We start from the raw sequence: 13,670 nt of genomic DNA, 5'->3' as shown, positions 1-13,670 counted from the left end.
GGCCCGGCGGTGCTGCCGGACGACCTGCGGCACACTACGACGCGGGCCCCGCCGGGAGTTCGCTCCCGGCGGGGCCCGCGTGCTCAACGCGCCTCCGCAGCCACCGGTTTGGGGATGAGGAACGACGTCACGACGGCGACGGCCATGATGACCGCACCCGTGATCATGGCGGTCGTGTAGTCGCCGGTCGACGACGGATCCGCGGGGGCCGCCGCGGTCTTCACCGCGTACAGCACCGCGAAGCTCAGACCGGCGCCGAGGTTGAACGCGCCCGCGTTCAGACCGGGCAGGAACCCGGGGTTCTCACGCGGGGACAGCACGATGCCGAGCCCGTTGAGCACGATGTTCCCGATCCCGGCGTAGGTGATCCCCACCAGGATGGACGCCGTCAGCAGCATGGCCCGTGAATGGCCGTGCAGCGTGAGGATCATCAGGACCACGGTCGCCGCGGCTCCGACGAGCCCGATGCGCAGGATCCGGCCGTACCCGAAGGTGGCGGCCAGCCGGCCGGCGATCGGGCCCATGGCCAGTCCGGCCAGGGCGTACGGCGTGAGGGTCCACCACGCGGACTGCTGCGCGGACATGCCGAGTCCCGCCTGCGCGTCCTCGGCGAACGCCGGGATCAGCCCGTTCATGACGGCGAACACACCCGTCATGGTGAGCACCGTCGTGAGCAGGAGCGCCCACGTGGAGCGCTGCCGCAGATGGTGCGTGGCGACCAGCGGATGCCCGCTGCGGTTCTCGGTGCGCCAGAACAGCGCGAAGGCCACCGCTGAGACGACCACGAGCAGGGCGATCAGCGGCCAGTCGGCCGCGGCGAGCTTGCCGGCCTCGTTCAGCGCGATGAGCAGCGAGCCCACCGAGACCACGAGCAGCACGACGCCCGGCCAGTCCATGCGCTCGGTGGCCGGCGCCTTGGACTCGCGGCTCATCAGCGCGACCATGGCCGTGGCGACCGCCGCGACGACGGCCATCGCCCAGAAGACCGACTGGAACCCGTGGTGGTCGGCGAGGTAGCCGCCCGCGAGGGAGTCGACACCCGCGACTCCGCCGTTGAAGGCGGTGATCACACCGAGCAGGGTGCCGTAGCGCTTGGGCTCGGGCACCTCCTCCCGCAGCATGATCAGGCACAGCGGGACGACCGGGCCGCACACGCCCTGGATGATGCGCCCGGCGAACAGGACCGGGACGTTGTGCGCGAACGCGGCGACGACACATCCGACGGCCATCAGGGCCAGCATGCCGGTGAGGACCTTGCGGCGGCCGACGACATCGCCAAGTCGCGGCAGGAACAGCGAGAACAGGGCCGCGGACGTGAAGAACGCGGTCTGGGTGAGCCCGATCTCGGCCGAGGTGGCGTGGAGGGCGCCCTCCATGCTCTTCAGCGCCGGGCTGATCATGCTGGCGTTGAGCTGGAAGGCCACGCACGCGGCGAGCAGCGCGGTCAGCAGCACACCGATCCGGACGGGGGAGCCCTGCGCGGAGCCGGGTGGTCTTTCGGTGGTGGAAACACTGGGAACGGTCATGCCTGGACGTCGCCGATCCGCTCGAGTGCGTCCACGACCAGGTTCCAGAACCGCTCGTGGTCGAGCTTCACCGCGACCTGCGTGTGGCAGTCGTCCGGGGCGGGCGCCCGGAAGTCGGCCACGGTCATGCCGAGGGTCAGGGAGCCGGTGAGCTCGATGTCCACGGGGGCCTTGCGCACCGTCATGACATCGGGGTCGATGACGTAGGCGACGGCGCAGGGGTCGTGCACGGGCGGGAACTCGAAGCCCTGGGCCTGCTCGTACATCGCGCCGAAGAAGTCCAGCAGCTCCAGGACGAACTTGGCGGGCGCGGTGCCGACCGCGGCGATCTTCTCGGTGACGGCGGGCGTCGCGAGCGCCTGGTGCGTGAGGTCGAGACCGACCATGGTGACCGGCCAGCTCTCGTTGAAGACGATGTGCGCGGCCTCGGGGTCGATCTTGATGTTGAACTCGGCGACCGCGCTCCAGTTGCCCTCGTGGTAGCCGCCGCCCATCAGGACGACCTCACGGACACGGGAGGCGATGCGCGGCTCCTTGCGGACCGCCATCGCGATGTTGGTCAGTCCGGCGGTCGGCACGATGGTGATCTCGCCCGGCTCGTGCGACATGACCGTGTCGATGATCAGGTCGACCGCGTGGCGGCGGTCCAGCTCCAGGGTCGGCTCGGGCAGCACGGGTCCGTCGAGTCCGGACTCGCCGTGGATGTCCGGCGCCGTCTCGATGGCGCGCACCAGAGGCCGGGGGCAGCCGGCGGCGAAGGGCACTCCGGTGATCCCGGCGATGCGGGCCACGGACAGCGCGTTGCGGGTCACCTTCTCCAGCGTCTGGTTCCCGACCACGGTCGTGACGGCCACGAGCTCGATCTCGGGATTGCCGTGCGCCAGAAGCATGGCGATGGCGTCGTCGTGTCCCGGGTCGCAGTCGAGGATGATCTTTCTGGCCAACGGAGAGCCCCTTTGCTCACTTACCTGGGTGAAACCGATCTCCGGGGACGCCCAGGGGCGGCCACGTCCGGAGGGCGCCGAGTGGTCCGGCGCCTGGGGAGACGTTAGGGAAAACGTTCTCCCGAACATTCGCCCATTCCTCATCAATATGTCAATGGAAGTTACATCTTTCTCCCGCCCTCCCCTGCTCCACAGCAGTCCGGGGCGCAGGAGGCTGGTGATAACGTTCTCCGGCATCGGTGCTGGTCGGCGCCGGAAGACCGTGTGCCGACCAGGAAACCGAGCCGACAGAAGGGGGCGGAGTGCGGTGACCGAGGTGACATTGCGTGATGTGGCTCGCGCGTCCGGCTGCTCCGTCGCCACCGTGTCCCGTGTGCTGGCCGGCACCCGCCCGGTGGGAGCGGAGACGGCACGCCGAGTGCGGGCAGCGGCCGAGAGCCTGGGCTACCGCCCCAACCAGGTCGCCCGCGCCCTGCGCAGCCGCTCCACCGGCACCATCGGCCTGGTGCTGCCCCAGATCACCAACCCCTTCTTCCCCTCCCTCGTCCGTGAGGTCGAGCACGCCCTGCACGCCGGGGGCCGCGCCCTGCTGCTCGCCGACTGCGACGACGACCCACGGACCGAGGCGGCCAGGATCAGCACCCTGCTGGACCGGCAGGTCGACGCGCTGCTGGTCATCCCCGTCGACGAGACCCACAGCCGCGCGGCGGTCGAGCTCGCGGCGGCCCGCGTCCCGTTGGTCCTCCTCGACCGCTCCTGCGGCCCAGGCGTCGCCGACTCGGTGGCCGTCGACAACGCCGCCGGCATGGCCCTCGTCCTGGACCACCTGACCCGCACCGGGCGCCGCCGCTTCTGCTTCCTCGGCGCCGCCGGCACCGCCTCGACGGCAGTCGAACGGCGCATGGCCTACGAGGCGGGCGTCGCCGCCCTGGACCCGCTCGCCTCCGAACGCACCGAACTCGGCGACTTCTCCGTGGAATGGGGGCGGGCCGCGGTCGACCGGATCTGGCCGGCCCGCCCGGACGCCGTCGTCTGCGCCAACGACCTCATCGCGGTCGGAGCGCTGCAACGCCTCGGACAGCTCGGCGTCGACGTCCCCGGCGAGGTCGCCGTCACCGGCTTCGACGACATCCCCATGGCGAGCCTCGCCGAACCCAACCTGACCACGGTCCGCCAGCCGGCCGCCCAGGTGGCGGCCGAGGCGCTCCGGCTCCTGGCCCAGAGGCTCGACGGCGGGGGAGCCGAGGCGTACCGGTCCGTCCGCCTCTCACCCCAACTCGTCGTCCGCGCCTCCAGTGGTCCGCGCGCCGCCGCGCCCACGACCATCCCCGGCAGCAGAACCTCAGAGGAACACCAGTGATCGCAGTCGTCGGAAGCCTCAACCTCGATCTCGTCGCACCCGTTCCCCGGCATCCGGTGCCGGGGGAGACCGTGCTCGGCGGGGACATCGTCGAGCACCCCGGCGGCAAGGGGGCCAACCAGGCGGTCGCCGCGGCCCGGCTCGGCGGGCAGGTCGCCCTGATCGGCCGGGTCGGCGAGGACGACGCCGCCGATGTGATGGCCGCCGCGGCGCACGCCGAGGGCGTGGACACCGCGCACCTGACCCGCACTCCCGGAGTGCCCACCGGGCGTGCGCTGATCGCCGTCAACCCGTCGGGTGAGAACTCCATCATCGTCAGCCCCGGCGCCAACTCCCGCCTGACCGCGGCCGATTGCCGGGCCGCCGCCGACGTGCTGGGTCGGGCCGAGGTCACGGTCCTCCAGCAGGAGGTCCCCGACGAGGCCAACCACGCGGCGGCCGAGCTGGCCGGCGGCATCGTCGTGTACAACCCGGCCCCCGCCGTCGAGGGCGCCGTCCCGCCCCGCCACGTCGACGTGCTGGTCCCCAACCGCACCGAACTGGCCGCCCTCACCGGCACCCCGGTACCGGACACGGTCGACGAGGTCGCCGCGGCCGCGGGCAAACTGCGCGGAGCGGGCGCGGTCATCGTCACCCTCGGCGGTGACGGCGTACTGCTCCTGGAAGGCACCGCGCGGCTGCACGTCCCGGCCTTCACGGTCAGCCCGGTCGACACCACGGCGGCCGGCGACTGCTTCTGCGGCGCGCTCGCCGTCGCCCTCGCCGAGGGACGCACCCTGGAACAGGCCGCCCGTTGGGCCTGCGCCGCCGCGGCACTCAGCACCACCCGCCCCGGCGCCCAGCCCTCACTGCCACACCGCGACGAGGTGGAGGCGTTCCTCAAGAGCTGAAAACCCTCGCCGATCGAGGACTTGTGGTTGGGAAACGCCCGACCTCAACGCGACGGTCAGGGGTCCGGTGCGGGACATCGGCACCGCTCCGCGCCCGCTGGGCTTTGGCAGTTCCGGCGGCGTCTGGCGACTGACCACCCCGGACGGCGTCGCGGAGTCCGGAAAGAGGGGCCGCACGTCTTGGCCCCCCGCGAGAAGTCGTCCTGCCTCAACACGGCCGTGGTGCCGAACGCGTGGCGGTGGGAGAAGGCGGACCCGACGCCCCCGGCAAGGCGAGATAGCGCGACGGCATCCGACTCCTCGAAAGACGGATCGAGTCCTTTTGTCCTGGCCACACTGGCCGGGGTTTTTCACCGACCGGCCGCCAGGGACCTGGTTCAGATCCATGCTCTTGCTACTCCGCCGGACGCGGTTGCCCGGGAAGGTGCACGCCGAGTCGGCGCGGCGAACGGGACGCGGTGAAACAGGGCGAAGCCGGGCGCACAGGAGTATTTGTGATGATATCAAATGCTTCATGTCTACCTGTCGTCGAGTCCTGTCCTGCTCGTCTAATTATGCGGAGACAAGGCGATTTCGCTCCTCGCACGTGCCCGTCGGTCCTTCGCTGCACTGCTCGTTCCTCGGCTTCGACGGCGTGGCACGTCTTCCCGAAGCCCCTCCCGGGGGCTCATTACCGGTAGGTGCATGATGGACGAACCAGCAAACCCGACCGTAGAACCGCCAGTCCTGGCTGCTGTATCACCGGCTGCCGTCGTCTCCCGGGCCGTGCAAACGGTTCCGGTGGGAATCAAGCCACTGGGATTGGGGATGGGCCCCCTCGGGCTACATGCGTATGTGACCAACAGCGGATCCGGCACCACCACCGTGGTGGATATCGGACAACTCGTCGTCAGTACTGCCCTGGCCCCTTACAACGCCCCCGCCGGGGTGGGGGTCAGCCCGGACAGCAGCCTCATCTATGTGGCGGAAAACGGCGCGAACGCTCTCAGCACCGCAGAGCAGCAGACACTGACCGTCCTCTCCAAGATCGAGGTGGGAAGCGCTCCTTTCGGGATCGCCGTGAGCCCGGCCGGGATCCGCGTATACGTCGCCGACCAGGGATCGGACAGTCTCACCGTGGTAGACACGTCCAACAACTCCATCCTCACGACCATTCCGGTCGGCGCCGGCCCCACCGGGGTCGCGGTCTCCCCCACCGGGGGACAGGTGTACGTGACGAACCACGACGACAACACCCTCAGCGTGATCGACACAGCCACCTTCATCGTGGTGGCAACCATCCCCGGCCTTTCCGCGCCCGTCGGTGTAGCAGCCAGCACGGACACCCTCCACCTCTATGTTGCCAACAGCGGCGCGAACACCCTCAGCGTCATCGACACCGCCAGCCAGACGATCACCGCCACCATCCCCGTGGGCACCACTCCCTGGGGCGTGGCGATCACCCCGGACAGCAGTGAGGTGTACGTGAGCAACAATGGCTCCGACACCGTCAGCATCATCGACGCCACCACTGACACGGTCACCGACACCATTGCCGTCGGCCGCAAGCCCGCCGGAATCGCCGTCACCCCCAACGGGCTGGCCGTCTTCGTGGCCAACTCCGGATCCAACAGCGTCAGCGTCATCCAGGCCCTGTACAAAATGGCTCCCACCCTGGGCCCCCAGTCCGGCGGCACCAAGGTGACGATCACCGGCACCAACCTGTCCGGGGTCACCGCGGTGCAATTCGGCACGAGCTCCGCCGCCGTCATCGCCAACACGCCCAACAAGGTCGTCGCGTCGTCTCCACCCGGCTCCGGCATCGCTCAGGTCACCGTCACCACCTCAGGCGGCACCAGCAACCCCAAGCCCTTCCAGTACTACCCCAGCGGTAACGCCTCCTCCCTCAGCCCCGCCGCCGGTCCGACAGCAGGCAGGAACATCGTCACCATCAACGGCGCCCTCTTGGCCACCGCCACCCAAGTACTGTTCGGCACCCTGCTGGCCGTTCCCCAAGTCGTCTCCGACCAGCAGCTGACCGTCGACGTGCCACCCGCCGCCTCCCCAGGCACCGTCCCCGTCTCCGTCACCACCGCCGGCGGCCTGACCACCGGAAGGCTCAGCTACACCTATGTCGACCCACCACAGTTCGGCGGCCTGAGCGCCACCAGCGGCCCGTTAGTCGGCGGGACCGTCGTCGACCTCACCGGCAAGAACCTGACGACCGCCGCCGCCGTCTCCTTCAACGGCGTCTTCGCCCAGTTCAGCATCGGGTCCGATACAGTCCTGGCCGCCATCGTTCCCCCTGGCTCCGCCCCCGGCCCCGTCGACGTCACCGTTACCACGGCGGGCGGCTCCGCCACCCTTCCCGGCGCCTACACCTACACCTGATCATCAACTGCACAACGCACTCCCGTACCAGGGCCGCGTGGGGCACAGAAGTGGATGTCGAAACCAGTGGCGGCCGCGAGCCGCTTTTCGGTGGCCGGCTCCAGGTATCGGTCCCCGGTCGTGGTCGTCCGCGATTCAGGCAGTGCGGTTGGCCGACGACAGCGACCGGGACGTTCATCGACGTGACCTTTGTGGAGGGGCGGGCTTCGGCAGTCTCCGGCCGGGAGCATCCGGCATGAGGAGGACGCACCGGGGGTGTCGCTCCCCTGTGCGGTTCGTGTCACCCCGGCGGCCCCGTATCTCATCGAGGACTTCGGGTAGGCCCCTTCTGTGGGCCAGGGCGGTGCCGGCACTCGCCCCCGTAGCGGAATGAGTACGAACTCGGCGAAATCGTCATCCGCCCGTCGGGCGTCGATCCGGATTCCAGGGCCCTTTCGGTAAAGGACGACTCTGGAACGGGAGATATGACCCAGACGGATCGCAGGGCATCGGCCGGTACAGCCACGCGACCGCGGAACGAGGGGGCGGTCACCGACGAAGTGCTGGTGCCGCAGGCACCCCCTGCGGCACCAGTGATCGTCGCCGGGAGCGGCACCGGCGAAGACCGGCTCGCCGCACTGGACGGGCTGCGCTTCCTGGCGGCGCTGTCGGTGGTGCTCTTCCACTTCGTCGGCCAGACACCGGCGGCGATGCAGATCATCTGGGGGCGCCCGTACCAGAGCGTCTTCCCCGTGCTGCACGGCTACTTCGCCTTCGGGCGGCTCGGTGTCGACCTGTTCTTCCTGATCAGCGGCTTCGTCATCTGCATGAGCGCGTGGGGGCGCACCCCGCGTGACTTCTTCATCTCCCGCGTCACCCGCCTGTACCCGATGTACTGGATCGCCATCGTGGTGTCGGCGTGCGTCATCTACTTCGCCGACACCCCCTTCGGGCACCCCCACCCGCGCGTCCTGCTCGCGAACCTCACCATGCTCCAGACCCCGCTCGGTGTGTCCAACCTGGACCCCGTCTACTGGACCCTGTGGCCGGAGCTGTGCTTCTACCTCACCTTCGCCGTCGTGGTGTGGAAGGGCCTCAGCTACCAGCGCGTCGTGATCTTCTGCGGGCTGTGGACGGTAGCCGCCGTACTCGCGCCCGCCGCCCACATCCCGCTGCTCACGCTCGTGGTGAACCCGACCTCTGCCCCGTACTTCATCGCGGGCATGGCCTTCTACCTCATGCACCGGTACCGGCCCACACCTCTGCTGTGGGGCATCGTCGCCATGTCCTGGCTGCTGGCCCTGCACTTCCTGCTGGCACCCACCGGCGGCCGCAACAACTGGGAGACCTGGGCGCCCTGGCGCGGCTGGCTCGTCCTGGCGGTCACGCTGTTCTTCCTGATGGTCGGCGCGATCGCACTCGGCCGGACCCGCCGGCTCCGCTGGCGCGGGCTGACCGTCATGGGCACGATGACCTTTCCGCTCTACCTGCTGCACGACACGCTCGGCATGACCGTCGCGCACCACTTCGGCGACCGGTCCGATCCGCTCCTCCTGGTCGGGGTCACGGTCGTCGCCCTGGTCGTGCTGGCCCATCTCGTGCACCGGTTCGTGGAGCGCCCGATGGTGCGGGCCATGCGGCGTTGGCTGAAGAGTGCCGCGTTCGGTCCGCAGACCCCGGCACGGCGTCGTTGAGTGCCGTTCACTCCTTGTCGCGGCCCCGCGCCTCCGACGGCACGACGGTGTGCGCGAGTTGCGCCCCCACGGGCATCCGCCCGGATCCGGCGGGTACGGCGGGAGCGGCACCGTCGGTCTGCCGGAGTTCGGCGAGCAGTTCGTTCTGGCCGGCCAGGAGTTCGGTGAGGATACGGCGGGCCGCGCGCAGCAGTTCGGCGACATCGCCGCCGGCGAGGGCGTAGCGGACCGTCGATCCTTCCCGGATGGACACGACGATGCCGGAGCGTCGCAGCACGGCCAGTTGCTGCGAGAGGCTGGACGGCTCGATCTCGATGTCGGCGAGGAGATCGCGCACGGGCACGGGACCGTGCTGGAGCAGCTCCAGGACCCGGATGCGCACGGGGTGCCCGAGCATGCGGAAGAACTCCGCCTTGGCCTGGTAGAGGGGGACTTGCATGAGTGCGTGCTCCCTGCCGCATCGGGGATGGTCCAAGACGCGGTGGCGCCCCGCGGGACGCCACACGGAATGTGCTGTGCAGAGCAGATCCTTCTCGCCCCGGGCCGCGTGCAACCACGAATTGGAATCATGCTGATGTGGTGACTTGAAGAAGTTTTCACATCATGGGCGCACGTCGGCCCGGGGCACGCGAAGAGCTAGATCTCGAGCTGTTCCTCGACGCGCTTGAGCTGGTGGCGGGCCATCGCCAGATTCGAACGGGTCTTGTCCAGCACCAGGTAGAGGAACAGGCCGTTGCCGTTGCGTCCGGTGACCAGGCGGATCAGGTGGTACTGGTCGCCGAGCGTGATCAGCACGTCCTGGATCTCACTGTTCAGGCCCAACTGCTCCATGGTGCGCACCTTGGCGCGGATCACATCCGTGTTCCCCGCCGCGGCGATGGTGAGATCCAGGTCCTTGCCCCCGCCCAGGGTTCCCAGGGCCATTCCGCTGGTGTAGTCGACGACCGCCGCGCCCAGCGCCCCCTCGACGGCGGTCATCATTTCCTTCAGCGACACTTCCACACTCGCCACGGTGTCTCCCCTTGATCGTCGGCTGAGTCCGGGACGGCGCCGGCCGCCCGGTGAGCGCACCGTAGGCGCGCGTCCGGGGCGTTCGAGGGGAGGTCTTCAACACTGACATCCATTGATCGGGGAGTGTCGAATACGAACACGTTGACGACCACAACTGACCTTTCGCTTCTCTGTACCCACGCGTTTCGGGGAATCAGGGGATACGCAGGGCGAGGATGGCGATGTCGTCGTGCTGGTCGTCGCTCAACCGGGTGAGCAGTTCGTCGCGGAAGACCGTCAGCGGTTCACGGGCCAGCGCGGCCGCGTGCTGGCGCAGCCGGGTGAGGCCGCGGCCGATGTCCTCGCCGGGGCGTTCGATGAGGCCGTCGGTGTAGAAGAGCAGGGTGCCGCCGGAAGGCAGGGCGACCACGGCGGTCTCGCGCCGGAGCGCGGGGTCGACTCCCAGGACGGGGGCGTGCCCCTCCTCCAGCAGGAGAGTGCGGCCGTCGGGCTGGGCGAGCAGCGGCGGAAGGTGGCCGGCGTTGCTCATGAGCAGCCGCCACGGTCCGTCGGGCGGCGTCTCGACGCGGGCGATGACGGCTGTGACGAGTTCGATGGTGGTCAGGCCCTGCATGACCCGGTCCAGACGGTTCATCACCCCGGCCGGATCGTCCCCGCTGTCGTAGGCGAGTGCGCGCAGCATGTTGCGCAACTGACCCATGCGGACGGCGGCCGCCAGGTCGTGGCCGACCACGTCCCCGATCGCGAGGACCACCGAGCCGTCGGGGAGCGGGAAGGCGTCGTACCAGTCGCCGCCGACCTCGGCCCGCTCGCGGGCGGCCACGTAACGGGCGGCGAGCTGGAGGTGCCCGAGCCCGGTCAGATCGGGCAGAAGGGAGAGCTGGAGCTGCTCCGCGGTGTGCTGTTGCAGCGCGTACAGACGCGCGTTGTCCAGGGCGAGGCCCGCGCGGTGCCCCAGGTCGGCGGCGAGCGCCCGCTCCTGCTCGTCGAAGGGCACGGCCGGGGCACGGCGTACGAAGGTGAGCGCTCCGAGAGCCTCCCGGCGTACGCTCATGGGCACGATCAACGCGGTCTCGGCGCCCAGCGTCCGGTAAAGGGCCCACTGGGCGGAGCGCAGGGAGTCGTCCGGGTCGGGCATGTCGAAGTCGGTGACCACCGTGGGACCCGCGCCGCGCAGCACCTTCGCCAGGGCGGCGGCCGAGTCGTCCGGCCCGGGCAGGAACCCGCCGGGCAGTACCCGCAACACCCGCTCCGCGTCCCGGTCCATGACGGTGAGACGGCGCAGCCCGTTCCCCTCGACCAGGTCGACGACACAGGCGTCGGCCAGATGCGGAACCACCACCCGGGCCACGCGGCGCAGCGCCTCCTCCGCGTCGAGCCCCGACGCCAGCGCGCGGCTCGCCTCGGCGAGCAGCCGCAGCCGGGCCGCGGCGACCTCCGGCGTGGATCCCGCCCTCGGCTCCGCCGGCTGTGAATTCCGCTTCATCGTGTTCCTTCCTTACGCACCCGTTGTCACACTCTGTCATCCTTCGCCGGGGTACTGTGCCGTTCGGTGCGGTGAAGGCTCGCGCTCCGTTCGTCGCCCGTGTACGGTGCGGGGTCGAAAGTTTCGCACTACTGTACGAAACGGCCGGAACTTTCATTGCGTGGAGCCGCAGCAGCCGGGCAGATCGACGGCTTTCCACCTACCCGCCCTGCTTTGGCGGCCCTGTGGTGCGCCGATGGCAGTGTTGGAATGGCCAAACCGAGGGGTCCACCTCCCGGGTGTTGTCATGCTCAGGGCCCGATTCCTACCCTTGGGAGCGCTCCCAATAGCACTGTGCTGCGCTCATGAACCACGCAACATTCGAACCCCGGCACACCCCACAGTCGATCGCGCATCGTCCTCCGGAGGTCTCCATGCGCTTCCATCGGTCTCGATATCGGCCCAGAGTGTGGGCGGCCGCGGTCCTGGTCGCCACCGCGAGCCTCATCACTCCCTCGCTCACCGCACAGGCCGGCGCCGCCGAAGGAGCCGTCGTCGCCGCGCAGGTGCCGGCCGGCGGCGAGGACGACGGTGCGGACTGCGCGGTGCCCAACCCGGGCTCGTCGGCTGCCAGTTCCATGCTGCCGGACCCCTTCAAGAAGCTGAACGGCACGCGGATCTCGGCCAAGGGCGACTGGCGGTGCCGTCGGGCGGAGATCAGCCAGTTGGCGCAGAGGTCCGTCTATGGCCAGAAGCCCGCGAAACCCGCCGGCGTCACGGGCACGGTGTCGGCGAGCAGTGTCACCGTGAACGTGACGGACCAGGGCAAGAGCGTGAGCTTCTCGGCGAGCGTGAGCCTTCCGAGCGGTTCGGGGCCTTTCCCGGCCGTCATCGTGTTCGGCGGGCTCGGCGCGGACACGGCCACCATCAAGGCCTCCGGCGTCGCCGTCATCAACTACGACCCCTACTCGGTGGGCAAGGAGGGCACCGCGCGGAACACCAAGCAGGGTGCCTTCTACAGCGTGTACGGCTCGTCCAGCAGCACGGGCCTGCTGATGGCCTGGTCCTGGGGCGTGAGCCGCATCATCGATGTCATCGAGCAGTCGGGCGGCAACATCCTCAAGGCGAGCGCGACCGGCGTGACGGGATGCTCGCGGTTCGGCAAGGGCGCCATCGTGGCCGGCGCGTTCGACCAGCGCGTCGCCCTGACCATGCCGATCGAGTCGGGAAGCGGCGGTGTGCCCATCCTCCGCGGTATTCCGGGGGAGAGCGGTTCCCAGCCGCTGAGCAGCGCCTACTCGGAACAGCCGTGGCTGGGCGACGCGTTCAGCTCCTACACGGGCAACCCGAACTCCCTGCCGGTGGACACCCACGAGATCCTGGGCATGGTCGCGCCGCGCGGACTGTTCGTCATGGAGAACCCGTACGTCGACTGGCTGGCCGCCAGGTCCGGAAGCGTGGCGGCGCTGGGCGGGGCCGAGATCTACAAGGCGCTCGGTGCCGGCAGCAACATCACCTACTGGTCGGACGTGCAGGACGGGACCCACTGTGCCGTCAGGTCCGAGTGGAAGACACCGCTGCAGCAGAACCTCCAGAAGTTCCTGCTGGGCACGGGCAACGGCTCAGGCGTGTTCAGGATCGCTCCCAGCAAGTCCGGCAACCTGTCCTCGTGGCGTGACTGGCAGACGCCGCCCCTGACCGACGGCGGAGGCGGCAACGGAGGCGACCCGGGCGGCGGCACGGGGGGAGACCCGGGCGGCGGCGGCACGAACGGTACTTGCACCGCCGCCTACCGCAACGTCAACAGCTGGCCCGGCGGTTTCCAGGGCGAGGTGACGGTCCGCAACAACGGCACCAGCACGCTCAACGGCTGGACCGTCGGCCTGAACCTGGCCTCCGGTCAGTCCATCAGCAGCCTCTGGGACGGTGTCAACACCGGGACCAGCGGATCCGTCACGGTGCGCAACAGCCCGTACAACGGCACCCTCGCGGCCAATGGCACCGCCACCTTCGGGTTCACCGCCACCGGCAACTCCACCCCCGCACCGGGAAACCTCACCTGCAAGAGCCCCTGACCACCAGCCGGAGCGCTTGGCATCCCCCGCGCATCGGCTCCACGCATTCGGAACCCACGTGTACCACCGGGTCAGCCGGTACCTGGACGGCACCGGCTGACCCGATCCAAGTTCCTCTACCGGGGGTGCCCATCGCGGCAAGCCGGCGCGCACGCACGTCCCCCGAAGAGAAGCCGTACACGGATCGACTGCCACATCCCCCGGAGAGGACGGGCAGCCCACCGGTTGGATATTCACATCCAAGCCTTCGGATCGGCGCACCGGCAAGGGGTTTCCGGTTGCGTCACTCCATCAGGGGGGCGCGTTCAACGCGCTCGCCTTTCCCCGTACCACCTAATGGGATTGCCGAGGTGCGC

Annotated in this window: 10 protein-coding genes; 5 read left to right on the top strand and 5 right to left on the bottom strand. The window is 69.5% G+C overall.

Annotated features, from left to right (window positions below; translation table 11 throughout):
• Positions 1 to 83: 83 nt before the first annotated feature.
• Both ACIOWN_RS15245 and ACIOWN_RS15240 read right to left on the bottom strand, forming a co-directional pair.
• Positions 84 to 1,526 carry an MFS transporter gene (locus tag ACIOWN_RS15245; RefSeq protein WP_362351719.1) on the bottom strand — a complete coding sequence of 481 codons (1,443 nt, stop codon included), beginning with the start codon at positions 1,524 to 1,526 and terminating at the stop codon, positions 84 to 86.
• Positions 1,523 to 2,470: a nucleoside hydrolase gene (locus tag ACIOWN_RS15240; protein ID WP_362351722.1), complete on the bottom strand. Its 948-nt coding sequence runs from the start codon at positions 2,468 to 2,470 to the stop codon at positions 1,523 to 1,525. Before ACIOWN_RS15240 ends, ACIOWN_RS15245 begins: the two co-directional genes overlap by 4 nt.
• A 331-nt stretch (positions 2,471 to 2,801) precedes the next feature.
• Here ACIOWN_RS15240 and ACIOWN_RS15235 point away from each other — a divergent pair, with 331 nt between their 5' ends.
• The 4 genes from ACIOWN_RS15235 to ACIOWN_RS15220 all read left to right on the top strand — a co-directional run bounded on the left by ACIOWN_RS15235 (position 2,802) and on the right by ACIOWN_RS15220 (position 8,763).
• Positions 2,802 to 3,830, top strand: coding sequence for a LacI family DNA-binding transcriptional regulator (locus ACIOWN_RS15235; protein ID WP_401982417.1), 1,029 nt, complete (start codon positions 2,802 to 2,804; stop codon positions 3,828 to 3,830).
• Entirely contained in the window at positions 3,827 to 4,720 is an 894-nt protein-coding gene (gene rbsK / locus ACIOWN_RS15230) for a ribokinase (RefSeq protein ID WP_362351728.1), read from the top strand. Before ACIOWN_RS15235 ends, rbsK begins: the two co-directional genes overlap by 4 nt.
• Positions 4,721 to 5,404: 684 nt before the next feature.
• On the top strand, positions 5,405 to 7,090 hold the full coding sequence (locus ACIOWN_RS15225) for an IPT/TIG domain-containing protein (RefSeq protein ID WP_401982415.1): 1,686 nt from the start codon (positions 5,405 to 5,407) through the stop codon (positions 7,088 to 7,090).
• A gap of 464 nt (positions 7,091 to 7,554) precedes the next feature.
• Entirely contained in the window at positions 7,555 to 8,763 is a 1,209-nt protein-coding gene (locus tag ACIOWN_RS15220; RefSeq protein ID WP_401982414.1) for an acyltransferase family protein, read from the top strand.
• Between the two features lie 7 nt (positions 8,764 to 8,770).
• On the opposite strand, the gene ACIOWN_RS15215 is transcribed toward ACIOWN_RS15220, so the two are convergent.
• The 3 genes from ACIOWN_RS15215 to ACIOWN_RS15205 form a co-directional block, all read right to left on the bottom strand.
• Entirely contained in the window at positions 8,771 to 9,202 is a 432-nt protein-coding gene (locus ACIOWN_RS15215) for a metalloregulator ArsR/SmtB family transcription factor (protein WP_362351736.1), read from the bottom strand.
• A 197-nt stretch (positions 9,203 to 9,399) separates the two neighbouring features.
• Positions 9,400 to 9,774: a hypothetical protein gene (locus ACIOWN_RS15210; RefSeq protein ID WP_100568801.1), complete on the bottom strand. Its 375-nt coding sequence runs from the start codon at positions 9,772 to 9,774 to the stop codon at positions 9,400 to 9,402.
• Between the two features lie 193 nt (positions 9,775 to 9,967).
• Positions 9,968 to 11,260 (bottom strand): GAF domain-containing SpoIIE family protein phosphatase, encoded by a 1,293-nt coding sequence (locus tag ACIOWN_RS15205; protein WP_362351739.1) that lies wholly within the window; start codon positions 11,258 to 11,260, stop codon positions 9,968 to 9,970.
• Positions 11,261 to 11,673: 413 nt separating this feature from the next.
• Here ACIOWN_RS15205 and ACIOWN_RS15200 point away from each other — a divergent pair, with 413 nt between their 5' ends.
• Positions 11,674 to 13,314, top strand: coding sequence for a cellulose binding domain-containing protein (locus ACIOWN_RS15200; RefSeq protein WP_362351742.1), 1,641 nt, complete (start codon positions 11,674 to 11,676; stop codon positions 13,312 to 13,314).
• The last annotated feature ends 356 nt before the right edge of the window (positions 13,315 to 13,670 follow it).

The organism is Streptomyces sp. NPDC087787 (assembly GCF_044743035.1).
GTDB lineage: Bacteria > Actinomycetota > Actinomycetes > Streptomycetales > Streptomycetaceae > Streptomyces.
Note: the sequence above shows the minus strand (reverse complement) of the source record. Positions and strands in the feature narration are given on the sequence as shown.

What these genes read in the sequence shown, in the direction of transcription:
- ACIOWN_RS15245 (WP_362351719.1), bottom strand. Translation starts at nt 1,526, where the DNA reads ATGACCGTTCCCAGTGTTTCCACCACCGAAAGACCACCCGGCTCCGCG.
- ACIOWN_RS15225 (WP_401982415.1), top strand. Translation starts at nt 5,405, where the DNA reads ATGATGGACGAACCAGCAAACCCGACCGTAGAACCGCCAGTCCTGGCT.
- ACIOWN_RS15220 (WP_401982414.1), top strand. Translation starts at nt 7,555, where the DNA reads ATGACCCAGACGGATCGCAGGGCATCGGCCGGTACAGCCACGCGACCG.
- ACIOWN_RS15215 (WP_362351736.1), bottom strand. Translation starts at nt 9,202, where the DNA reads ATGCAAGTCCCCCTCTACCAGGCCAAGGCGGAGTTCTTCCGCATGCTC.
- ACIOWN_RS15205 (WP_362351739.1), bottom strand. Translation starts at nt 11,260, where the DNA reads ATGAAGCGGAATTCACAGCCGGCGGAGCCGAGGGCGGGATCCACGCCG.
- ACIOWN_RS15200 (WP_362351742.1), top strand. Translation starts at nt 11,674, where the DNA reads ATGCGCTTCCATCGGTCTCGATATCGGCCCAGAGTGTGGGCGGCCGCG.